This window comes from Cohnella sp. LGH, assembly GCF_017671885.1.
Classification (GTDB): Bacteria; Bacillota; Bacilli; order Paenibacillales; family Paenibacillaceae; genus Cohnella; species Cohnella phaseoli.
Map to the genome: position 1 here is coordinate 3,310,560 of NZ_CP072117.1, position 21,679 is coordinate 3,332,238.

The window sequence follows — 21,679 nt, forward strand, 5'->3', positions numbered from 1 at the left end:
CCTTTCCTACGGGTAGATTTCCGAATCTTCGGCTTCGGTGGCCGTGTCTTCGTTCAAGAGACTGCCTTCCGCTTTTTCTTTAAGATCGCGGATCGTCTGGTAGAGGCTGTACGAAATATCGACGAGTTGATCCCGGTTCTTAGCGTCGCCGGATTGCTCCAGCAATAAGACCAGATTCTCGCGAACCGCAACGGCGCGTTGGCCGTCCAGCTTCGCCGCCTCCTCTTCGAACGCCTTCCAAGTGCCGGCAAGATCCTGCGCCGCTTGCTGGGCGGCGGCCGTATCGTCCGACTCGATCGCTTGCTTGTACGTCTTGACGAGGTCGTTCATCTTCGCCAAGCCATCTGCTGCGTCCGCTGCTGGCAGCGGCGTTATCGCCTCGTATAAATCTCCGCCCCCGGAAGAGGACTCGGATGTCGGAATCGCGGTCTCACCGTTTTCCTTCGCGCTGCCGCCGGACGATGCGCAACCGACAGCCAATCCTGCGAAGGCGATCGCAAGAACAACCGCGCATAACAGTCGATACTTTCGTGCCAAACGCTAACCTCCGTCTCCGATTGATAATGATTTTCAATATCATTTTATAGAGTGAGCGTCTGTATTTGTATACACGAATTTGTCAGTTTAACATGGACAAAATTTCCGAAGCTTGGAGGGTAACGATTGATTGCCATCGCTCGTCTTGGTAGAATGTAAATGATAACGATTCTCAAGTGTGCAAGCACTTGTTGATCTACCGTTCTGCTTATTTTTCGTTCTCTCTCATTCGTCGCTATGAAAGGAGTCCCTCTCATGAAGCGTATCGTCGATTTCGTTCAGGCTTATCCGCTCTCCTTGAAAACGCATGAGCTTGCCCTACGCGCCAGACGAAGAACGGTTAAGCTCGGGCATAGCTCCATCCTCTACATCCATAACGGAGCCGGAAATCTGCGCACCGCAGATGGCGCGGAGTTCCGGCTTGAGCCCGGCGCTTGCTTATCGTTCGGAGGCTCCGTCGCTTTCGACTGGAGCAACGACGACGAACTGCCTTTGCGACTGACCCTGCTGCAATACCGCACGATGAGAATCGCGGGAGACTCCTCCGGCCTGCATGCCCGCTGGCAAGAGGCGGACGACTCACCGATTGCGGACCGGCTCCCGCCTCCGTTGGCCGCTCAGGTCGGCAAATTGCTGGAGAACGGCAAGCTCGCTCCCGGGCACGAATCGCGTTTGCAGGTTTTGATGGCGGAGCTGACGATGCTGCTCCGCGAAACCGAATCGCTTCCCTCTTCCCCATCCGAGGATCAGGGAATGCTTCGCAAGACGATGGCGTATATGAGAACGAATTATATGAAGCCGCTGCCCATCGCGTCGCTAGCCGGAATGAGCGGACTGACGCCCAGCTCGTTCAGCCGCGGCTTTAAGCAGCTTGCCGGCAAAACTCCCGGCGCGTTCTTGACGCAGCTAAGAATCGATCGCGCCAAGTCGCTGATGCTTGAGCCGGATATGAACTTTAAGCAAATCGCCGGCATTGTCGGCTTTCAGGACGAGCTCTATTTCAGCAGGGTGTTCAAAAAACAGGAGGGCGTATCCCCAACGATCTATATCAAACGCAACCAGCAGCGCGTTGCGATTGTCAGCGGCTTGAATTTGCAGGATCAGATGCTCGCTCTCGGCATTCGTCCGATTGCCGCTCCCGGCTTTCCGAACTTCTACGGCACCGCTTCCGGCTTTCCCGTCTACTTGGATAAACAACTGTCGCTGACAATGCCGATTAACGCCGAGCGAACGATTGCCGCCGAAGAGGTCACCGGCCTCTCGCCCGACTTGATTTTAAAAGCCGATTTCATTCGCAACGAGAACGACGCGCAATGGCAAAGCGCCGCCAACCTGGTGCGTCTGAAGGAGCGGGATAGCTGGGAAAGCTATTTACGGGATATCGCGCAGCAATTGAATAAAGAGCGGGAACTGCAGCGAATTGAACGACAGGTCAAAAAAGCCGAGCGCGCCGGAGCCCGCGCGCTGTCTACCTTCTCGCGGCAGGGCACTTGGACGATTGTCCGTCTGCTGCCTGGGGATTGCCGCGTCTACGGCCGAACCGGGCATGCGTTCACGGATCTGTTTTACCGCGATTTGCATTTTCAGCCCGACGCCGGGCTTGACTATCGCTCCTACAAGAGTTGTTCGCTGGAGGAGTTGGCGGCGATGAACCCGGAACGACTGCTTATTATCTGGAGCGATCCGGAGACGGTGGCTGCTTTCGCCTCGCAGCCGTTATGGAAGGAGCTGCAGGCGGCGCGCGAGCAGCGCGTCTATTACCCGAACAGCAAACAATGGGACCCGTGGGGTCCCATTGGCCGACAATATATGATTAAAGAGATGACGGACTATTTTTTGTCGCGTGCGTAGTGTACGCGCCTTCCTCGTAGATGAGGCAGTTGAGCTGCGCTCCGTAAGCGCAGCCCCCGTCGATCGCGATCTTGCCTTCGTGGAACCACACTTCGGAGACTCCGTGTATTTCCGCAGCCCGCGTATGTCCGAACACGACGGTTCGGTCAACCTTCGTTTTCGCACGGTAGAAGTCTTTCTTGATATACATAAAATCGCGTGCCGGCTGGTCCTTCCAATTCGGGTAAGCGGGATTCAGCCCCGCATGCACGCAAATATGCCGATCGTCCTCATAGTAGAGCGGAAGCTTGCCAAGAAAATCGATATGATGCCCGTAATTATGTTCGATATAAGCGACCGCTTCGCGAAGAATATCCTCGTTCATCTTCTCCCGGCCCCGCTCCCAATAGCTGTTGATGGTCATCTTGCCGCCGTGCTCCATAAACTTCGAGCGCACGTACGGATCGTTGGAACGAATCAGGTCGACCAGCCTCTGATCGTGATTCCCCCTAAGAGCGATCGCCCCATACTGCTCAACCAGCTCCATTACCTTCGCGACGACATCCTTGCTCTTCGGGCCTCTATCCACGTAATCGCCCAACAGAACGAGTCGGTCCCGTCCCGGCACGAAACGAACTTCCTCCAACAATCGTTCGAATGGCTCCAGACAACCGTGAATGTCGCTAATCATCAGCGTCCTCGTCATAGGGTTACCTGCCCTTCGACCGCTCCCGAGCCTCTGCTCGAAGGGGGAACGATGACATTGCCGATCCAGCAATCTTCGGCCAAGCGAAGCTGCTCCGCAGTCAATGGATAAGTCGATTTCGGATACATGTAGAAGGCCTCGTCCTCGTTTTGCGGAAAAGATGCAATCACCGGGAAATCCGCGTCTGTGGCGTCACGGTACTGGAACATAGCGGCCTCTCCCTTCTATTAACGTTATTAACTTCCACACTATAACATTCTGCGCGTATCTTCTTTTTTCCTTTTTCAATATTCAGCCTAATATAGCGCTTCAACTGCGGTAGCCAGCCATTCGCTCTCTTCGTTAAGCTTGCGTAAATTGCTCGATGCCGAAGTCGTCTGTTCTTTCAGCACGGCAATGCCGTCCACTCCGTCGAAATAGCGATTCAGAAAATGGAGAAATACATCGAGCGTCCGAAGCCGGATCAAGTGGGGGATCGCTTCCGCTTCTTCAGGGCTCAGCCGTACCCGGCTGCCTGCGCCGCGAAGAAACGCATGAATCATCTCCCGACCATTGTCCGCATCAAGGAAGCCGGATACGACAACGGCGATCTCCATTGCCCGAAGATCCCGAGTGCAGAACTCGAAGTCGAGGATCGAGCCGATTCGATCGGTATTGTCCGGCGCCGAGAGGCAGTTGGAGAAATTGATATCCCCGTGGATCAGTTGGTGAGGAAGAGTGCGAAAACGCGGCAAAAAGGCGCGAAAAGCGTTCAGCTCCTCGCCGATGAATCTCAGCGCTTTCGCCTCCTCCGCGAGCTCCACGGGCGCTTCCTCGCAGAACCTCGCCACCTTGTCCGGCGTACACCAAGGATACGACGACTCCATCTCGTAATAGGGCGCGTAAGCCGCCGCTTCCGTCAAATTCAGCTTCCCCAGGGCGTAAATAAGCTCTGCGGTCGCTTCTCCCAAGCTATGCGCAGCGGCCGCGTTTCCCTCTGCCGGACGTTCTCCTTCGAGGTAAGCGAATAGACAAGCCAGCCGCTCCGTCCCGTCCTCCAGCCGAACGATCGTATTCCTATCGCTGCAGGCTGCAGGCCTCGGCACGCGGAACGAAAGATTAACCTCATTAAGTTTCTCCAGCAGCCGATGCTCAAAACGGACTTTATCTTCATCTTTATGCGTTTCGTATATTCTCAGCACCCACCTGCGCCCGTTTGCGCGCACAAAGCGAGTCGTATTGTTCCAGCCCGAATGGCCCTGCTCGATCTCCCAGCACCCGCTGGGGAAAAACCGCTGTAAAATGAAATCGAATGGCACCGTCTTTCCTACTTTCCTGCTTTTCATCGGTCCGTCCAGCCGGATCGTATGCCTGCCCCTCAGTTACTCTCCCACTTCGCCCGCTTCGCCCGAAGGCTCTTGAAGCAGCGGCGAGTACATCATCAGCGCGTGGTTTTCGGCGATTTCTTCGGCTAGCAGCCATTCCCCGTCCGCCGTATAGACATCGCGGTAAAGCTCGTTGTGCCGAACATAACCGCCCCAGGGCTCTTGCGTCATGCGATGATTCCGCTCCCGCACCTCGTAGCGGTAACGCTCGGGCTGCTCTGCATGCCATGCCCCGTACAAATATTCGTCGTCCATACTCAAGCGCAGCTGATAGATCGAAGATGTGCGATTCTTAATCCGTAAATCCAAATAATTATAAGAGCATGTGGCGCCGCTCCCGAATGGCTGAGTCCGCCGCGCATCGGGAAATACGTCATAGCTGTGCCGATGCCTCTCGGTCACGGTCAGCCCGGTATGCAGCGTCATCCAGTAGATGAGATTGGACAGCTGGCACAAGCCGCCCGCCAGGCCTTTCCTCACCTCGCCGCAGAACAGCACCATACCGTCTACGTAGCCCTTACGCCGCGTCGGCTTGCCGAGCAACCGCCAGTAGCTCAGCGTTTCTCCAGGATGCAATAAAATCCCGTCCAGCCGCGGCAGCGCCGCTTGCAGATTAACAATCTTATTGCGCTGCAGCTGCATGTCCGAATCGCCAAGCTTGCGCAGGAGCGGGGTTCGATGCTTCGCGACGATGCTCGGTAACGGATCCGCGGTTCTCCTCTTGGCGAAATTGACTCCTCCGAACATCCATTCCCCATAGCGCCGCGTTAGATAGTACCATTTGCCGACTTTCAGCCGCAGCGCCGAACGCGCAATCGGGCGAAGCTCCGGACTCACGGCGCGTCCTTCCCTTTTTTCCAGTCGGATTTCAGCAGCCCCATCTGAATGACGTCGAAGTAGCGGCCGTTCTTGTACTGACGCTCGCGCAAGCGCCCCTCCTGCACGAATCCGCAGCTTGCGTAACAGCGGATGGCCCGCTCGTTAAAGTCGTACACCTCTAGCTCCAGACGATTCAGATTCAGCTCGCGGAACGCAAAGTCGACCAGCAGGAGCATCGCCTCCGTGCCGAAGCCGTGCCCCATATGCTCCGTCGACCCGATGACGATGCCGATTTTGCCGACGCGGTTTTTCCAATCGATCGCATCCAAATTCACCTGTCCGATGTAGGCTTCCGTCGCGAGATCGGCGATGACGAACCCTCTTCCGTCCGACTTGCCCTCCAGCATCGCTTCCAGATAAGCTTCCGTCGCTTCCTGCGCATGCGGATACAGAAAAATATCGGACAGATGGAGGACGATAGCCGGATCGTTCACCCATTGCCGAATCCAAGGCAAGTCGTCTCTTCGATATTCTCTTAGCATCACGTTCGTTCCCGGCAATCGCGGCATTGTCAGCCCTCCCCTTCCTTCGGATCGTCCAGCAGAATGCCCTGATCGATCGACTTTTGCAAAATTTCCTGCGTAAACGCCCATAATGTCTCCGATACCTGCTTAACCGGGTCCAGCCGCTTCAACACCTGCGAGCGTACGATGCCGTTTTTGCGCCAGCTCACGCCGCCGGTGTAATGGTTGTGAATAATCGGCTGCAGGCGATCAAGCGCCGCAGCGTACTTCGCCTCGGCCGTCTCGCCGTCCTCGAATTCGCGCCACAGCGTTATCCATTCCTCGCGCTGATCGTCCGGCAGCAGACCGAACAGTCTGGCCGCCGCGGCATTTTCCCGCTCCTCCTTGTCCTCGTAGCCTTGCGTGTCGTAAGCGAACGTATCGCCCGCATCGATTTCCACGAGGTCGTGCAGCAGCAGCATGCGAACGACGCGATGCAAATCCAGCGACGGATCGTTGGCGTGCTCCAGCATCAGCATCGACCACAGGGCCACATGCCAGCTATGCTCGGCCGAATTTTCGAGGCGGCTCTTATCGATTAAGTAGGTTTTGCGAAGCACCGATTTCAGCTTGTCGATTTCCACCAGAAAAGCGAGCTGAGCGCTCAGCCGGTCGTTGCCGATCCATACATCCTTCGTCATGTCTTTCCCTCCGATTTCTATTGCCCCATTGTACCATGGACGCGGGCGCGCTTCCTATCCCGGAGTTCATATTCCGTTCATATTCGCAGCGCACAATAGAAGAATGGATTTCCGGCTTTATAAAGCGGATAATGTAAAAATAATGCGATTCCGGCACGATAACCGACTGAAAGGAGCTATGACGATGACCCGAATACTAATTGTCGACGACGATCCGCACATTCGCGAATTGGTTGAAGTGTTCCTCGTTCAGGAGGGCTTTGAGGTAGTAGCCGCAAACGACGGCATACATGCGCTTGAGCTGCTTGAGTCTGTCAAGGTCGATCTGGCCGTTCTGGATATAATGATGCCGCGCATGGACGGCTGGGAGCTGTGCAAGGAGCTGCGCGAGCATTACGATATGCCGCTGTTGATGCTTACCGCCAAAGGAGAGACGATGCAGAAGGTCAAAGGATTCCAGCTCGGAACGGACGATTATATGGTCAAGCCGTTCGAGCCCGTCGAGCTGGTCGCGCGAATCAAAGCGCTGCTTAAGCGATACCGGATCTCGATCTCGCAGAACGTGACGGTTGGAGCCGTAACGTTGAATAAGCAAACCTATACGGTGCAAGTAGGCGATCAGTCGCTTTCCCTTCCTCTGAAGGAGTTCGAGCTGCTGTTCAAGTTGGCCAGCTATGCAGGCAAAACCTTCTCCAGGGAGCAGTTGATCGAGCAAATATGGGGATTCGATTACGAGGGGGACGAACGTACGGTAGACGTCCACATTAAGCGGTTGCGGGAGAAATTTCCGGACGATCGGTGCGCCTTTCGGATCGCCACGATCCGCGGCTTGGGCTATCGGCTTGAGGTGTCTTCATGACCCCGCGCGGCCGGCCGCGGAGCTTCTCGGAACATAAGGAACGCAGGCGCGGACGACCCTTTAACGTGTTCCGGGACAACCTGGAGCACAGACAGCGGATGAGAGAGCTGGGGAAGGATTTCCGGCCCTCCCGCAAATGGGTCTTTCTCTTCTTCGCGCTGATGCATCTCGGACTGGCAGCCTGTTGGCTGCTCGCGCATCTCGTGCTGGACGCCGTCTACGCCAAATGGTTTTCACAGTACGAGGATACGCTGCTGCGACAGTATTTTACTTTTCTGCTGACCATGACCTTCCTGTTTCTAGGAATGAGCATTTTACGTATCTTCGTTGCTCCCATGCGACGTCAGATGGAATGGTTTATGCAGATGCTCAGCGCCATGAAGCAGCTGTCCAAGGGCAACTTCAACGTAAATCTGGACGCCAACCCGCGATTTATGGGACAATTCGGCCCGCTTATCCAAGGCTTCAACGAGATGGCTACCCAATTGAACCATATGGAGCAGCTTCGCCAGGAGTTCATTTCCAACGTCTCGCACGAGATGCAGTCTCCGCTTACGTCGATTGCCGGATTTGCCCGCGCGCTGCAGCGCGACGACCTGGCTCCCGAGACGCGCAAGCATTATCAGAACATTATTGAAATCGAGAGCAAGCGGCTGTCCCGTATGAGCGACAATTTACTCAAGCTGACATCGCTCGAGTCCCGTCAACATCCGTTCGAGAAAAAGAGTTATCGGCTGGACCGACAGCTTCGCCATCTCATTCTCAGTTGCGAGCCCCAGTGGCAGCAAAAAAACGTCGAGATGGACGTCGACTTGCCGGAATGCACGATTACCGCGGATGAGGATCTGATGAGCCAGGTATGGGTTAATCTGCTGCACAACGGCATCAAGTTCGCGCCCGAGAACGGCACGATCGGCGTCCGTATAACGAAAATCAACGATCGGGTTCGCGTACTGATTACCGACGACGGGCCGGGCGTATCCGAAGAGGCTCTCCCCTATATTTTCGAGCGATTTTACAAGGAGGACAAAGCGCGTTCGCGCTCGGGAGGAGGCAGCGGTCTCGGGTTGTCGATCGTCAAAAAAATTGTAGACATGCATGAAGGAGAAACGTTCGCCTACAATCGCTCCCCTTCCGGCGCCGCCTTCATCGTCGACCTCCCCGCTTCCTGATCTCGATCATTGCACGGGCACACACAGGCTTTCGGCGTCTATTGCGTCGGAAGCCTGTGCAGCATATACCGAAGAAACAAGGCCTGAAGCTCGCGCGATGTATGCGTTCTTGTCTTGCCCATTATACAATCGAGCCGGGCCCTTAGTTGCTGGGGCTCTGTTTTCGTATACAGAACGATCTCCTCGTCCGACAATCCGTACAAAAGACACAGCTTTAACGTTGTCGTCTCACAAGCCGTAAAGCCGTACCGATCGCCGAATTCCTCGCACAATCGGACGGTTCGGGCGTCATCCGTCGTTACGACCTCCCAATTCGTCATCATGGTTGCCACGATACCGAATCTCCTCTCGGTGTTGCAAGTTGGGTCTGTCGAAATCGATCTCTATTAGATATGATAGAAGAAGTGTATTAGAAGATTTATACAGGATGTATTTGTTTTGTATGAAAATGTCTAATATTTTGCCAAAAGTTGTTTGGGGGGTTCGACATGTTCCGCTCTCTTCGCTTCAAAATCGCCGTCATTCTTATTGCGCTCAATACGCTCGCGTTTATCGCAATGAACTTCATCAATTACGAAACCTCCAACAAACAAATGAACGATCAGCTCGAGCGTCACCGGCTGGCTAGCTTAAGCGGAACCGTAACGAGCCTGCGCGCGATGCTCTCTCTGCGAATGAAGGAAGCGCAGCTGCTCAGCCGCTCGATTCCGATGCGCTACCGCACCACCGGAGAACGTCTTGCCTATCTCAGCGCCTCCGTAGCCAAAACCGATCTCCCGGCCAGACATATCGGCATCGCCTCGTTGGCCGGTAATATGACCTTAACGACGGGAGAAATTATTCAAATCGCAGATTTTCCCTCCTTCAACGAAGCGCTGGAAGGCAAAAGCTCCATGGCGGAGATGATGCTGGACTCGACGGGCTACCCCGTGCTCTGGCATATGGTTCCGTTCTACGATCCGGAAGCCCGGCTGATCGGCGTCATCGGCTTTGCGCTGGATGCGCCCCTCTTGTTCTCCCGGCATCTGAACGTGCAGTCCGACAATTTTAAAGACAGCTCGACCATTCTAATCGATAATCGCACGAACCTGCTGCATTCTACCGACATCTCTCTTATCCTGAAGCGCAACTTCAGCGAGGAGGAGCCGGCTATCGCCGCATTCGTCAAGCAGCTGCAGGGCAGCGAGCAAGGCTATGGCGAGTCGATGGTGTTCGGACGCGTACTTAAGCTGTTTTACATAAAAGTGCCGGACACGCAGTGGTATGCGGTTTACTCGGTGTCGAAGAGCGAGTTCGAAGCGCCGCTGCGGCGTTCACTATGGCTGAATGCCGCTCTGATAGCCGTCACGCAAATTTTTCTGGGACTGTTCCTATACATCGTAATGAATCGTTCGGTTCTAAGCCGACTGAAACAGGTCGTAGCCGTGACGCAAAAAGTGGCGGCAGGAAATTTCTACCCCCGCCCGGTGACCCTTAAGAGTGAAGACGAAATGGGCATGCTGGCCAGTTCCGTTAACGGCATGATCGATAACCTGCAGGAGCTGTTCGAGCCCTATCAAGCTTTCATCCGGCACAATCAATATGCTATGATCGTAACGGATTCCCATTTTGTCATTACCTCTTTTAACCAGCGCGCGGAGGAGATGCTGGGCTACGGCGAACGGGAAGTGATCGGAAGAAAAGCGCTGCTGGTCTGGCACGATCAGCAACAGCTGTATGAACGCGCGACCTATTATTCGAACAAGCTGCAGACTCATGTGAATCCGGACGAATCCGTGCTGTTCCTGATGCCGAGCAAGGGCTTCTTGCCGGACTGGGAATGGATATGGATTAACCGCGACGGCGAACGCATGCTCGTATCGTTGAACACGAGCATTATCCGCCATCCGAACGGAGCCGCCAAAGGTTATGTTCTCATTGCCAGAGATATTAGCGAGATCAAACAAGCGGTCGCGACGAATACAAGGCTCTTCGAAATTACCGACAGCGCGCACGATATGATCGCATCCTTCGACGTGCGCGGTCAAATCTTCTATTTGAATAAAGCCGGTCTCGCCTTTCTCGATATCGCGGAGTTAAGCGAGGATAACAATGGTCTTAATCGGTATATGACCATCTCGATGACGGTTCGGTTTGCGGAAGGCTTGTCGGAGGCCCGGACCCACGGATATTGGCAGGGAGAAATCGACTTTACAACCGCAAGCGGCTCTATTCTGACCACCTCTATTACCGTCGTGGCCCACCAAGCCGATAACGAGAAAGAAATCTACTATTCGGCGATCGCACGGGACATTTCACAACAGAAGGAAATTCAGCAACAGTTGCTGGGCGCCAAGGAAGAAGCCGACCGGGCTAACGAAGCGAAGAGCTCCTTCCTTGCGAGGATGAGCCACGAGATTCGCACGCCTCTTAACGGCATTATCGGTTTGACCCATCTGCTTCAGCGTTTGGAGCATACCGATTTGCAGGCGAACTACTTAAAGCAGATTGCGGTCTCTTCCGATAACCTCCTTAGACTGCTTAACGACATTTTAGACTTCTCGAAGCTGGAGGCGGATAAGCTGACTCTCGAGAACGTGCCTTTCGAGCTCGAAGATTTGCTGCATAAGCTGAGCGGGCTGTTTTCCGTGCTAATCGGGCCGAAGCCGGTCGATATCATTATTCGCGCGAACCCGAGCATTCCCGACGGGCTGATCGGGGACCCTACCCGGCTAAAGCAGATCTTGCTTAATTTGGGCAGCAATGCGATCAAGTTTACGAACAGCGGCTTGATTGAGCTTTCCGTCTCCCTCCTCGAGCTCGACGATCGGAAAGCAAAGCTTAAATTCTCCGTGAAAGATACCGGCATCGGCATGACGGAGGATCAGCGCGAACGCTTGTTCAAGCCTTTCATGCAAGCCGATGAGAAAACAAGCCGCAAATACGGAGGAACCGGACTCGGTCTGGCGATCTCCCACACGCTTGTCGAGCGGATGGGCGGAACGTTCTCCGTCGCAAGCGAGTATCAGGTCGGGAGCGAATTCGGCTTCGAGCTGACGTTTCCTGTCAATCCGGAGCAGCCAACTGCGATGAAGCCGCAATTTCCGGGATTAAAAGTGATCGTTCTTGAGGATCACGACCAAGTCGCCGAGCATTGGCGCGTACTGCTCACTTCATTCGGATGCGAGACGGTCGCTTTGTCTTCTTGGCGGCAGGCTCTGCTGCTGCTGCAGGAATCTCGCTGGGATGCGATCGTCATCGACATGGAGTGCGGAGACATGCACGGAGAAGAGACGTGGATGGAATGGAAAGATACGCTTAACGCAGCCGGAGTAAAGGCGATCGCATCGACAACGCTTTCCGGGCGCGACGCCCTCTACCAGCTTGCCGACGTCTACCGTCCCGAAGTCGTGCTGGTCAAGCCATGCTCCGCTGTGCCGATTCGCCAAGCGCTTCAAGTGATAACGAACGCCTCGCGAATGCCGTCTATGAGCGTTTTCCCTCCTCCGAGCTTTGACGGCGGTAAACCTGGGAAGACCGCCGCGGCTGTGGAAACGCGCTCGCGCATCTGGGTCGTCGACGATCAGGAAATCAACCGCATCGTCGTAAACCAGCTGCTGAACTCGCAAGGCTATGGCACTTTATTGCTGGAAAGCGGAGCAGAGGCGGTTGCGCTCATCGAATCGGGACAGACTCAAGCAGATTTGATTTTAATGGATTTGCATATGCCGGACATGGACGGGATCGAGGCTACGGCTCGCATCCGACAGCTTCGCGGTGAAGAGAGTCTTCCGATTATCGCGGTCACGGCAGACGTAACGCCCGAGATGCATGTCCGCTGCCGCGAAGCAGGCATGAACGATATTGTGACCAAGCCGATCGAGCCCGTCCTTCTCTATTCCGTTATTGCCAAATGGCTGCCCGGCGCGCCCGTGTCCTTCTCAGAGTCGGCCAACATCGCTTCGATCGCCGGTGCGGAATCATGGCCCAATGCGCCCGATTTGGAAGCAGGCGTAGCCCTGCAGCGAGTCGGCGGCAAGGAGCAGCTATACATGAGACTGCTGGATAAATTTATCGCGCAATATTCCGATTTTCACGACCAGCTCGATCGGCTGCGCGAGGACGGCAAGACGAACGACGCGATCCGCCTTGCGCATTCGCTGAGCGGTTCGGCCGGGCATCTCGGAGCTTTGGCCATTCAGGAAGCGGCTGCGGGTTTGGAGCGTTCGCTGCGCAGCGACGAACAGGTCGCGGAGGCGGAGCGGCAGCTCCATCGTTCGCTTGAGACCGGATTGGAGACGATAAATCGCCTGCTTGAACAAAAAAGGAGTTAGACGAACGACAAACCTCGTTATATAATAAGTAGGCGAGGCAAATGTTAGCAAAATATGAATATTCCTAACATTTCATTTAAAAGGGTGTGACATGACGTTGACGAGAGTGCTTGTAATTGAAGATGATCCTATCATCGGAGAGATGCTCACCCTCTACCTCACCGAAGAAAATTTCGACGTTCAGCGCGTTGAAACCGCACGAGACGGCAAGCACGCGCTCGACACCTTTAAACCGGATATTTTGCTGCTCGATCTGATGCTTCCCGACGCGAGCGGAACAGAGCTTTGCGCCGAATTCAGACATCTGACCGCTGTGCCGATCATCGTCATTTCCATGAAGCCGTCCGTTACCGTGCGGATTCAGGCGATCAGCTACGGAGCGGACGACTTTCTCGTCAAGCCGTTCAGCATGCAAGAGCTCAAGGTGCGTATGGAAGCCGTGTTAAGGCGAACGATGAACTTAATCCCTGGCGGCGTCAAAGCTCCCGCTTCACTGCCGCAGCACGATTCGCACCATGCCCCGCCCTCCTCTAGCGGCGGCTTGACTCTGGATTTGGAGCGGCGCACGATCGTGCTCGACGGCGAGCATATCGAGACGACGTTCTCCGAATACGAAATTATGAAGCTCTTCTATCAGCATCCGAACCGCGTTTTCAGCCGTGAAGAATTGATTAACGCCGTTCGTGGTATCGATTCCTTCATTAACGACAGGGCCATTGACGTTCATGTCACGAACCTGAGACGCAAACTGGAGAAAAACCCTAAAGAACCGCAATTTATTAAAACGGTCTGGGGCGTCGGTTACAAATTCATGAATCCATGAACTTATCGACTACATAACGAAATGAGAAGAACTTCCTTATTCCGCTTACCGGCGCGAACAGGAAGTTCTTTTCATTTGTTAACGACACACATTTTTTCCTAACACTTTCCTTAATACTTTTCCCGTAATCCCCTTAACGCTTAACAGTCAAACTGTAGAGGGGGTTTCTAAAGCTCGCGGTCCCCCACCTTTCCGATATGACCGACAACTGCGAATGCCGTTTATGCTTGGGGAGTGAGAACTGTTAATGAATTGGCTTAGCCTAATCGATCTCATGCAGCATATGGCTGTCGTCATCTTATTTCTCGTCATTGGTTATCGCCTGGTTCCTGCCGGAATTCACCGGAGAATCGCTCTTAGAAACGGAATATACGGTTTGTTGTTCGGAGCCGCCGGCATATCGACAATGCTGTTTCCGCTGCATGAACAAGCCGGCACGCTTGCTCCGATGTATTTCATTGTCGCCGGACTGGCCGCTTGGCTTGGAGGTCCGTTGTCCGCACTCGTATCCGATGCCGGAATGATCGGCGTGCGGATCGTTATTGGCGGGGCGGGTTTGGAGACCGGAATTGCGACCATTCTGCTCGCCACTGCCATCGGGCTCGCCTTTTGGCGATACCGTCCGCAGGATCGCAATCGCCGCCTTTACTTTATACATCCCGTGCTGTTTGGCGTCCTCGTCTCTATCATGGGCTTTGGAGTAGCCGCCGTCATTTTGCCCGAAGAGGTGCGCTCAAGCTGGTTGCAGCGTTACACGCCCAGCATGTTTCTTCTATTTCCCGTCTTCTCCGTCCTCGTCCATTACTTCATCAGCTCGGAATGGACAAGAAAGCGGCGCAACGGAATCGAAGATATGAATAAGGTGATGTCGCCCAAGCTCTTTCGAGAGCAACTGAGCGGCTGGATTCAAGCGCGTACGCCTTTTTGCCTGGCCCTGCTCGATATCGACGGAGAGACCGTGCAGCGCTTGAACCGCGAGCTGTCCAGGACCCATCTGCGCCATCAGGTCGTTCAGCGCCTGCAGATCTGGCTGCCGAGTCACTCTGCGGCGTGCTGGCTTGAAGGCGAGCAACTGTTGATTGCGATGACCGGTTCCCCCACCCGGAAGCTGCCCTACGTACCGCCGGGAACGTGGGACGAATTGCAAACCTTGTTATCGTCGCCTTATTGGATTAATAAGAGGCTATATCACTTGACTCCCCGTATCGCGGTGACGACGTGTGCCGAGGAGGACATTGCCGTAGACGAGCTGCTTCAGCGAATCTACGCGGCGCTGCAGCATGCCACAGCTCCGGGTCTTCAGCAAGCCGTACACGATCACGATTGGTTGACCTTGCAGATTCGTCGCCGCACGATGATCGAAGTCCATATCCGTACCGCGCTGCAGCAGAAGCAATTGTATTTGCAGTATCAGCCTCAGTACGAGGTTCGCTCGGGGAGATTGCGCGGCTTTGAAGCGCTGCTTCGTTGGCAGCATCCGGAGCTGGGGAGCGTTGAACCGGAAGAGTTCATCCCGATCGCCGACCAGACGGGAGCGCTGCTTCCGATCGGCGCATGGGTGATCCGCCAAGCTTGCATGACAGTTGCGCAAGCAATCCCTGCGCCCTCCTCCATGACGATCTCCGTGAACCTGTCGGCTTCGCAGCTGCTGGACCCGGGGTTAGCCGCAATCGTCGAGCAGGCGCTCGCCGATACTGGAATAGAGCCGCATCGGCTGGAATTCGAAATCGCGGAGCAAGCACTTTCCGGGCTTCTCGAGCAAGCCGAGCTGCCGATGAAGCGCCTTCAGGCTTTGGGCGTCAGGCTGACGATTGACGATTACAAGATGGAAGCGGACACGCTAATCCATTGGCGTAAGCTGCCTATTCAGTCCGTCAAAATCGACAACACTCTGCTGCAGGAAAAGCTAGCTTCCTCCAATGAAGAGCTGAGCGATTCCTTGTTCGAAGCGATCAAGCAGCTGCAATGCGATATCGTCGCCATGAGGCTGGAGACTTACGAGCAGCTCGCCTTCTACAAGAAAAACGATTGTCAGTTCGCCCAGGGCAACCTGCTGGGACGACCGATGGACAGCGACCGGCTCCAAGCTCTGGTCGTCGCCGCTCAGTCTGTCGACGCTTCGTCCGAGGCAGAGCCCTTCTCCCATTCGTAGGTTTAACATTACAGGGGCTGTCCCTTAAGCAACTCTGCTTACGGGACAGCCCCTGTTCCTGTAATCAATAGATAAATCAGTTCCCGTCTTTTAAACGGAGATGTCCCGCAGCATGTCCAACAAAGCGTCCATTTCTTCGTCTGTGCCGATGCTTACGCGTAAATACCGGTCGATCCTCGGCTTGTTGAAATACCGCACCAGAATTCCCCGTTCCTTCAACAGCGCAAACAGCTCGCGAGCTTCCTTCTGCGGATGCATAACAAAGACGAAATTCGCCAACGAATCGATAACCTCGAAGCCGAGCTCCCGCAGCGCCGCGGTCGTTCTGTCCCTTGTCGCTACGACTTTCCGGTTCTTCTCCTCGAAATAGTCCCGATCCTTGATTGCGGCGACCGCTCCCGCCAATGCCAGCCTGTCCAACGTATAGGAGTTAAACGAGTTTTTGATCCGGTTCAGCCCTTCGATCAGGTCGGGATGACCTAGCGCCATGCCTACTCGCAATCCCGCCAGCGATCTAGACTTCGACAGCGTCTGAACGACGAGCAAATTCGGATATTCGGCAATGAGGGGCGCAACCGATTCTCCGCCGAAGTCAATGTAAGCTTCATCGACAATGACGACTTGTTCTTTGTTTGCTTCGAGAATTTCTTTAATGCCATTAACAAGTAAAAAACGTGCGGTCGGCGCGTTCGGATTCGGCAGAATAACGCCTCCGTTCTCTACCGCATACGTCTTCGGATCGATTCTGAATTGTTCATCTGTCGGTACCGTCTCATAAGGAATGCCATACAGCTGCGCATAGACCGGGTAAAATGAATAGGTAATGTCCGGGAATAGAATCTTGCGATTGGCCGAGAAGAAGGCCGGAAAAGCAAACGCCAAAATTTCGTCCGAGCCGTTGCCGACGAACACTTGCTCCTTCGCAAAGCCGTAATAGGCTGCAATCGTCTCGCGCAAAGCATCGCAGGACGGATCGGGATACAGACGCAAGTCCGCTCCGGCCGCTTCTCGGATCGCTTCCAACGCTTTCGGGGACGGAGGGTACGGGTTCTCGTTCGTGTTCAGCTTGATGTATGTCCGATCCTTCGGCTGCTCCCCGGGCACATAAGGCTCCAAGGATGTCGTTAATTCGCTCCAGTATGTACTCAATGTCAGAACCTCCACTGTTTTTCTCCTGATTATACCTTCGGCCGCTATCCGGGTCTATATCCGCGTCTTCCGTCCGCTCCGGCCCCAGCCCATCTTCATTGACTGAAGGCAAACATTGTTGTATATTGTCTATTATAAATACAGACATTATTGGGATGTGTTTGCTAAATGAGCATTACGGATGTTTTCTGGAGCAGCTCTGTGGAAGAGCTGAAGCAAGGCTATGTACGCGAGGGAGAATATTTTACCTGCCTGCTGTGCGGCATACGGACCGAGCTTGGCGTTATCTATCCGGATGACGGCGGCTATTACGATGCGGAGAAAGCGATGCGGCGTCATATCGGCAAGGACCACGGCTCGGTATTCGACTGTTTGATTGACCTGGACAAGAAGCTTACCGGGTTGACCGACCACCAGAACAGCCTGCTGCGTCTGTTCTATCAAGGCAAATCGGACGACGAGGTCCGCACGGAGCTGGGAATCGGCAGCGCTTCTACGATTCGCAATCATCGATTCGTACTGAAGGAGAAGGAACGTCAGGCGAAGGTATATCTGGCTCTGATGGAGCTGTTGAAGGAAAAGGACCGCCATGCCCCTGACATTGTCAATGTCCACAAAACCGCGCGCATGGTCGACGAACGCTATCATATTACGGCGGACGAAGCGGCGGGCGTGCTCGATGCCTATTTTCCCGATGGCCGCGACGGCAAGCTGAGCAAGTTCTCTATTAAAGAGAAGCACAAGGTGATCGTCCTGACCGAGCTGGCCAAGCGGTTCGAGAACGGTCGGGTTTACTCGGAGAAAGAAGTGAACGAAATTTTGCTGACGGCTTACGAGGATTACGCCGTCCTCAGAAGGTACTTGATCGAATACGGATTTATGGATCGCGAGCTGGACGGCAGCGCCTACTGGCTCAAAGTTTAAAGAATGGAGCGAACTGCAATGAACAAATTAAGCAAAGAAGAACGCGCCCGGCTGTTGGAGCAATATAAAGAAATTAAGATCGAAGCCGGGGTTTACCAAATTCGCAATAAAATCAACGGCAAAGTGCTGGTCGACACAACCCCGAACCTGAAGTCCCTGAACGGAAGAGCCGGCAGCTTAAGCCTTGGCACTTATCCGAACAAGGAGCTCCAGCGGGAATGGACCGAATACGGCGCGGACGCCTTCGCCATGGAAGTGTTGGAAGTACTGGAGCCGAGCGACAATCCGTTCGTGAATATCAAGGACGAATTAAAGCAGCTCGAGACCAAATGGATCGAGCGGCTTCAACCGTTCGGCGACAAGGGCTACCATAAGCTCAAATAGGCGACAAATAACGGCCGCCGGAGATGCCGCTCTTCTCGAAGCGATCGCCCGAAGAACTTAGAATGCTCAGATTTTCTCCTTCCGCTCCCATCCATTGCACGCCGAGAACAATGCCGTCGTCGGCGCTTCGAGCGGCGAAGAGGAAGCGGAACATATCCGGAGAAATCTCTCCTCCGTCATCGACCCGCCAAGCAGAATTATCGTTATAGGTCGCCGGATAGTCCATAAAGACGAGTCGTTCTCCCTCCTGCCATACGAGGCTGGCCAGCATGTTCTCGCCCTGACGTTCAAACTGAACGACGTAGATTCGTTGACCGTCCTGGGCGTGAGAGAGCAGCCAGCCTTGTTCGATTGCCCGTTCCTTCTCTTCCGCGATTTTCTTGGCGATATCGTCGGGCAGCGCGCGATCGGCAGCCGGCTTGAGCGGAATGAGCGCATCGATGTCGAACTGCTCCGGGGATACGAGAATGTAGCTCTCGTTCGGCGTCGCCTTCCCCTCTTCTATCGCATAGATATCTCCAGCCATATTGTCAAAGTTGTACATGGACTGACGGCCGTTATCCTGCTCCGATCTGTCTTGGTGATTCGCATAACGGATGCTAAGCACTTGACCGCCCCCTTCACCGATAGCCAGCTTGTAGCCTTTCAGATCGTTCTTCTCAGCCGCTCCCGGTTCCATTTCGTCGGTCAGCGCCATCAGCTTTGTTCCCTGTTCGTCGGCAAAACCGAACAGCGCGTTCAGCCCCTCCATATTTAGCATCGCTTTCGCTTTCGACGGCTCAGGCGTCTCCGAAGCGCTTGGCGTCGCGGATGGCGATTCCGTCTCCGCCACGGAGGCTGGCGGCGACTCCTGATTAACAGCGCTTGGGCTGGCCTGCGGCGAGCCGGAATCGTTGTTTCCCCCCGAGCAACCGGCAACGGTCAATGCCAGCAAAGCAATTAACGCTCTCAGCTTCAAAGGTAACTCCCCCTTAATATTTTACTCTATTATAACAGTTCGACAGCCGACAATCGAAATCGTTGAGTTTTCCTCCGTTCACCGCTTATAATGGAAGTTAGTGTGTCAATAAAGGAAAAGGTGTCTGATTAATGAGCATATTAACCGTTACGAACTTATCCCATGGCTTCGGAGACCGGGCCATCTTTAACGACGTCAGCTTTCGCCTGCTCAAAGGCGAACACGTCGGACTCGTCGGCGCCAACGGCGAAGGCAAATCGACGTTTATGAACATTATTACGGGCAGTCTGGAGCCGGACGCCGGCAAAGTCGAATGGGCGAAAAAAGTGCGCGTAGGCTACCTCGACCAGCATTCCGTATTGGAGAAAGGAATGACGATTCGCGATGTGCTGCGCGGGGCGTTCCGCTATCTGGTCGACCTGGAAGCCGAAATGAACGGGATGTATGAGAAAATGGGCTCCGTGGAGCCGGACGAGCTGGAGCTGCTGCTGGAGGAAGTCGGCACGATTCAGGACATTTTGACGAACAACGACTTTTATCTGATCGACGCTAAAGTGGAGGAGATCGCCCGCGGCCTCGGACTGGGCGACATCGGCCTTGACCGCGACGTGCACGATCTAAGCGGCGGTCAGCGCACGAAGGTGCTGCTTGCCAAGCTGCTGCTGGAGAAACCGGACATTTTGCTGCTTGACGAGCCGACCAACTACTTGGACGAACAGCATATCACTTGGCTGACGCGTTTCCTGCAAAACTACGAGAACGCCTTTATTCTCGTTTCCCACGACATTCCGTTCCTCAACAGCGTCATTAACCTGGTATACCACATGGGCAACCAGGAGCTGAACCGCTACGTTGGAGATTACGACAACTTCGTGCAACTGCATGAAGCGAAGAAGCAGCAATTGGAGTCGGCCTACAAGCGTCAACAGCAGGAGATCGAGGATCTGAAGGATTTTGTCGCCCGCAACAAGGCGCGTGTCTCTACGCGCAATATGGCGATGTCCCGCCAGAAGAAGCTCGACAATATGGACGTCATCGAGCTCGCCCGCGAGAAGCCGAAGCCGGAATTTAACTTCAAGGAAGCGCGCACTTCGGGACGCCTGATCTTCGAAGCGAAAAACCTCGTCATCGGCTACGACGAGCCACTGTGCCGTCCGATCGACCTGCTCATGGAGCGCGGCCAGAAGATTGCTCTCGTCGGCGCCAACGGCATCGGCAAGACGACGCTGCTGCGCAGCCTGCTCGGCGAACTGCCGGCTCTGTCGGGAGAAGCGAAGCGGGGCGATAACCTGTTCGTCGGCTATTTCGAGCAGGAGATCAAAAACGTGGCCGATGAAACCTGTATCGAAGCAGTGTGGCAAAACTTCCCGGCGATGACCCAGTTCGAGGTTCGCGCGGCGCTCGCCAAGTGCGGTCTGACGACCAAGCATATCGAGAGCAAGGTGGCCGTGCTGAGCGGCGGCGAGAAAGCGAAAGTTCGGCTGTGCAACCTGATCAACAAGCAGACCAACCTGCTTGTGCTCGACGAACCGACCAACCATCTGGACGTCGACGCCAAGGACGAGCTGAAGCGCGCTCTGAAGGCTTATAAAGGCAGTATCCTGCTCATCAGCCACGAACCGGAGTTTTATCGCGAAGTCGCGACCGATGTGTGGAACTGCGAGACCTGGACAACTAAAGTATTCTAAATTTGTCCGTATTAACCGACAAGGACCGAGCGATTGGGATATGGAGATGAGTCTCCCTCCCGTCGCTCGGTCCTTGTTTGGCTAAGCCGGCCGTTCAACCGTTCTTCCCGCGCAGCTCGTCGCGGATTTCCTCCAGCGTCTTCTGCATCTGCGTCATTCTTTGCAAGCCGGAATATTGATTGCCGATGATGCCCGCAAAACCGATAATCAGCACGATGGCAATAAACAGCGTCACTTCGTTACCTCCTTGATCAAGGAGCCGCCACCTTCCGTCCCATATAGACGACGTCCCGGTCGATGCCGTCCAGCGTAGTTACGCCAGGTAGCAGCCCCCATTGCTCGAAACCGAACTTCCGCAGCAGCGCAAGACTCGCCTCGTTATGTCCGAACACCAGTGCGATAATATTGCGAATGCCCAGACGCGGGCACTCCTCGATCGCTTTACGCAAAAACAAGCTTCCGATCCCCTTGGATCGATATTCGGGATCGATGTAAATGCTAATCTCCGCCGTGCTGTCGTAAGCGGCTCGGCTGTTGAACTTGGAGAAGCTGAGCCAGGCGACGGTCGTACCGCCCTCCTTCATCACCCAGATCGGACGATGCCCGGGCGAATGCTCTTCAAACCATGCTATTCTGTCCTCCAACGTCACCGGCTCAAGATCGGCGGTCACGCTGCGGCTGGCGATCGTTGTATTGTAGATGGCGACGATTCGTTCAAGATCGTCTCTAGCGGCATTTACGATTTCAAAGATTTGCTGCATGGAACTTCCCCCAAGCGGAAATGTCTCGATGTAATG

At 54.6% G+C, this 21,679-nt stretch carries 21 protein-coding genes; 9 read left to right on the forward strand and 12 right to left on the reverse strand.

The genetic code is table 11. The features are described from left to right. Positions 1 to 6 precede the first annotated feature (6 nt). Complete coding sequence (locus J4772_RS14010; protein WP_209075689.1) at positions 7 to 537, reverse strand: hypothetical protein; 531 nt, start codon at positions 535 to 537, stop codon at positions 7 to 9. Between the two features lie 255 nt (positions 538 to 792). Here J4772_RS14010 and J4772_RS14015 point away from each other — a divergent pair, with 255 nt between their 5' ends. Further along, positions 793 to 2,388: an AraC family transcriptional regulator gene (locus tag J4772_RS14015; protein ID WP_209075690.1), complete on the forward strand. Its 1,596-nt coding sequence runs from the start codon at positions 793 to 795 to the stop codon at positions 2,386 to 2,388. Here J4772_RS14015 and J4772_RS14020 read toward each other — a convergent pair. The 6 genes from J4772_RS14020 to J4772_RS14045 form a co-directional block, all read right to left on the reverse strand. Then, positions 2,351 to 3,073, reverse strand: a complete 723-nt coding sequence (locus J4772_RS14020; RefSeq protein WP_209075691.1) for a metallophosphoesterase family protein — start codon at positions 3,071 to 3,073, stop codon at positions 2,351 to 2,353. The genes J4772_RS14015 and J4772_RS14020 overlap by 38 nt on opposite strands. Next, on the reverse strand, positions 3,070 to 3,282 hold the full coding sequence (locus J4772_RS14025) for a hypothetical protein (protein ID WP_209075692.1): 213 nt from the start codon (positions 3,280 to 3,282) through the stop codon (positions 3,070 to 3,072). Before J4772_RS14025 ends, J4772_RS14020 begins: the two co-directional genes overlap by 4 nt. A gap of 87 nt (positions 3,283 to 3,369) precedes the next feature. After that, complete coding sequence (locus J4772_RS14030) at positions 3,370 to 4,398, reverse strand: phosphotransferase (protein WP_209075693.1); 1,029 nt, start codon at positions 4,396 to 4,398, stop codon at positions 3,370 to 3,372. Between the two features lie 36 nt (positions 4,399 to 4,434). Beyond that, positions 4,435 to 5,274 (reverse strand): VanW family protein, encoded by an 840-nt coding sequence (locus J4772_RS14035; RefSeq protein WP_247741093.1) that lies wholly within the window; start codon positions 5,272 to 5,274, stop codon positions 4,435 to 4,437. Next, complete coding sequence (locus tag J4772_RS14040) at positions 5,271 to 5,825, reverse strand: GNAT family N-acetyltransferase (protein ID WP_209075694.1); 555 nt, start codon at positions 5,823 to 5,825, stop codon at positions 5,271 to 5,273. The genes J4772_RS14035 and J4772_RS14040 overlap by 4 nt, the downstream gene beginning before the upstream one ends. A 2-nt stretch (positions 5,826 to 5,827) precedes the next feature. Beyond that, positions 5,828 to 6,460 (reverse strand): HD domain-containing protein, encoded by a 633-nt coding sequence (locus J4772_RS14045; protein WP_209075695.1) that lies wholly within the window; start codon positions 6,458 to 6,460, stop codon positions 5,828 to 5,830. 184 nt (positions 6,461 to 6,644) lie between these two features. On the opposite strand from J4772_RS14045, the gene J4772_RS14050 reads away from it, so the two are divergent. Continuing rightward, positions 6,645 to 7,319 (forward strand): response regulator transcription factor, encoded by a 675-nt coding sequence (locus tag J4772_RS14050; protein ID WP_209075696.1) that lies wholly within the window; start codon positions 6,645 to 6,647, stop codon positions 7,317 to 7,319. Next, the gene (locus J4772_RS14055; protein ID WP_247741094.1) at positions 7,316 to 8,491 is read left to right on the forward strand and encodes a HAMP domain-containing sensor histidine kinase; all 1,176 of its coding nucleotides are present in this window, start codon (positions 7,316 to 7,318) and stop codon (positions 8,489 to 8,491) included. Before J4772_RS14050 ends, J4772_RS14055 begins: the two co-directional genes overlap by 4 nt. A 38-nt stretch (positions 8,492 to 8,529) precedes the next feature. On the opposite strand, the gene J4772_RS14060 is transcribed toward J4772_RS14055, so the two are convergent. Beyond that, the gene (locus tag J4772_RS14060; RefSeq protein WP_116064070.1) at positions 8,530 to 8,823 is read right to left on the reverse strand and encodes a hypothetical protein; all 294 of its coding nucleotides are present in this window, start codon (positions 8,821 to 8,823) and stop codon (positions 8,530 to 8,532) included. A 156-nt stretch (positions 8,824 to 8,979) separates the two neighbouring features. Between J4772_RS14060 and J4772_RS14065 the strand changes: the two genes are divergently transcribed. The 3 genes from J4772_RS14065 (at position 8,980) to J4772_RS14075 (ending at position 15,779) form a co-directional block, all read left to right on the forward strand. Next, positions 8,980 to 12,804 carry a response regulator gene (locus tag J4772_RS14065; protein ID WP_209075697.1) on the forward strand — a complete coding sequence of 1,275 codons (3,825 nt, stop codon included), beginning with the start codon at positions 8,980 to 8,982 and terminating at the stop codon, positions 12,802 to 12,804. A 91-nt stretch (positions 12,805 to 12,895) separates the two neighbouring features. After that, the gene (locus J4772_RS14070; RefSeq protein WP_342772515.1) at positions 12,896 to 13,627 is read left to right on the forward strand and encodes a response regulator transcription factor; all 732 of its coding nucleotides are present in this window, start codon (positions 12,896 to 12,898) and stop codon (positions 13,625 to 13,627) included. Positions 13,628 to 13,874: 247 nt separating this feature from the next. Next, on the forward strand, positions 13,875 to 15,779 hold the full coding sequence (locus J4772_RS14075; protein ID WP_209075698.1) for an EAL domain-containing protein: 1,905 nt from the start codon (positions 13,875 to 13,877) through the stop codon (positions 15,777 to 15,779). A gap of 90 nt (positions 15,780 to 15,869) precedes the next feature. On the opposite strand, the gene hisC is transcribed toward J4772_RS14075, so the two are convergent. Next, complete coding sequence (hisC, locus tag J4772_RS14080) at positions 15,870 to 16,928, reverse strand: histidinol-phosphate transaminase (RefSeq protein WP_209075699.1); 1,059 nt, start codon at positions 16,926 to 16,928, stop codon at positions 15,870 to 15,872. A 168-nt stretch (positions 16,929 to 17,096) separates the two neighbouring features. On the opposite strand from hisC, the gene J4772_RS14085 reads away from it, so the two are divergent. Both J4772_RS14085 and J4772_RS14090 read left to right on the forward strand, forming a co-directional pair. Further along, positions 17,097 to 17,852 carry a DUF2087 domain-containing protein gene (locus J4772_RS14085; RefSeq protein ID WP_116064073.1) on the forward strand — a complete coding sequence of 252 codons (756 nt, stop codon included), beginning with the start codon at positions 17,097 to 17,099 and terminating at the stop codon, positions 17,850 to 17,852. 18 nt (positions 17,853 to 17,870) lie between these two features. After that, a complete protein-coding gene (locus J4772_RS14090; RefSeq protein WP_116064074.1) occupies positions 17,871 to 18,236 on the forward strand; it encodes a GIY-YIG nuclease family protein in 366 nt (121 codons plus the stop codon). On the opposite strand, the gene J4772_RS14095 is transcribed toward J4772_RS14090, so the two are convergent. After that, positions 18,229 to 19,194, reverse strand: a complete 966-nt coding sequence (locus J4772_RS14095) for a hypothetical protein (RefSeq protein ID WP_209075700.1) — start codon at positions 19,192 to 19,194, stop codon at positions 18,229 to 18,231. The genes J4772_RS14090 and J4772_RS14095 overlap by 8 nt on opposite strands. 131 nt (positions 19,195 to 19,325) lie before the next feature. Here J4772_RS14095 and J4772_RS14100 point away from each other — a divergent pair, with 131 nt between their 5' ends. After that, complete coding sequence (locus J4772_RS14100) at positions 19,326 to 20,882, forward strand: ABC-F family ATP-binding cassette domain-containing protein (protein ID WP_209075701.1); 1,557 nt, start codon at positions 19,326 to 19,328, stop codon at positions 20,880 to 20,882. 94 nt (positions 20,883 to 20,976) lie between these two features. On the opposite strand, the gene J4772_RS14105 is transcribed toward J4772_RS14100, so the two are convergent. Both J4772_RS14105 and J4772_RS14110 read right to left on the reverse strand, forming a co-directional pair. After that, on the reverse strand, positions 20,977 to 21,117 hold the full coding sequence (locus J4772_RS14105; protein ID WP_181917999.1) for a hypothetical protein: 141 nt from the start codon (positions 21,115 to 21,117) through the stop codon (positions 20,977 to 20,979). 16 nt (positions 21,118 to 21,133) lie between these two features. After that, on the reverse strand, positions 21,134 to 21,643 hold the full coding sequence (locus J4772_RS14110) for a GNAT family N-acetyltransferase (protein WP_209075702.1): 510 nt from the start codon (positions 21,641 to 21,643) through the stop codon (positions 21,134 to 21,136). Positions 21,644 to 21,679 lie beyond the last annotated feature (36 nt).

What these genes read in the sequence shown, in the direction of transcription:
- J4772_RS14090 (WP_116064074.1), top strand. Translation starts at nt 17,871, where the DNA reads ATGAACAAATTAAGCAAAGAAGAACGCGCCCGGCTGTTGGAGCAATAT.
- J4772_RS14055 (WP_247741094.1), top strand. Translation starts at nt 7,316, where the DNA reads ATGACCCCGCGCGGCCGGCCGCGGAGCTTCTCGGAACATAAGGAACGC.
- J4772_RS14085 (WP_116064073.1), top strand. Translation starts at nt 17,097, where the DNA reads ATGAGCATTACGGATGTTTTCTGGAGCAGCTCTGTGGAAGAGCTGAAG.
- J4772_RS14040 (WP_209075694.1), bottom strand. Translation starts at nt 5,825, where the DNA reads ATGCCGCGATTGCCGGGAACGAACGTGATGCTAAGAGAATATCGAAGA.
- J4772_RS14020 (WP_209075691.1), bottom strand. Translation starts at nt 3,073, where the DNA reads ATGACGAGGACGCTGATGATTAGCGACATTCACGGTTGTCTGGAGCCA.
- J4772_RS14065 (WP_209075697.1), top strand. Translation starts at nt 8,980, where the DNA reads ATGTTCCGCTCTCTTCGCTTCAAAATCGCCGTCATTCTTATTGCGCTC.
- J4772_RS14110 (WP_209075702.1), bottom strand. Translation starts at nt 21,643, where the DNA reads ATGCAGCAAATCTTTGAAATCGTAAATGCCGCTAGAGACGATCTTGAA.
- J4772_RS14050 (WP_209075696.1), top strand. Translation starts at nt 6,645, where the DNA reads ATGACCCGAATACTAATTGTCGACGACGATCCGCACATTCGCGAATTG.
- J4772_RS14070 (WP_342772515.1), top strand. Translation starts at nt 12,896, where the DNA reads ATGACGTTGACGAGAGTGCTTGTAATTGAAGATGATCCTATCATCGGA.
- J4772_RS14075 (WP_209075698.1), top strand. Translation starts at nt 13,875, where the DNA reads ATGAATTGGCTTAGCCTAATCGATCTCATGCAGCATATGGCTGTCGTC.
- J4772_RS14045 (WP_209075695.1), bottom strand. Translation starts at nt 6,460, where the DNA reads ATGACGAAGGATGTATGGATCGGCAACGACCGGCTGAGCGCTCAGCTC.
- J4772_RS14030 (WP_209075693.1), bottom strand. Translation starts at nt 4,398, where the DNA reads ATGAAAAGCAGGAAAGTAGGAAAGACGGTGCCATTCGATTTCATTTTA.
- J4772_RS14015 (WP_209075690.1), top strand. Translation starts at nt 793, where the DNA reads ATGAAGCGTATCGTCGATTTCGTTCAGGCTTATCCGCTCTCCTTGAAA.
- J4772_RS14025 (WP_209075692.1), bottom strand. Translation starts at nt 3,282, where the DNA reads ATGTTCCAGTACCGTGACGCCACAGACGCGGATTTCCCGGTGATTGCA.
- J4772_RS14100 (WP_209075701.1), top strand. Translation starts at nt 19,326, where the DNA reads ATGAGCATATTAACCGTTACGAACTTATCCCATGGCTTCGGAGACCGG.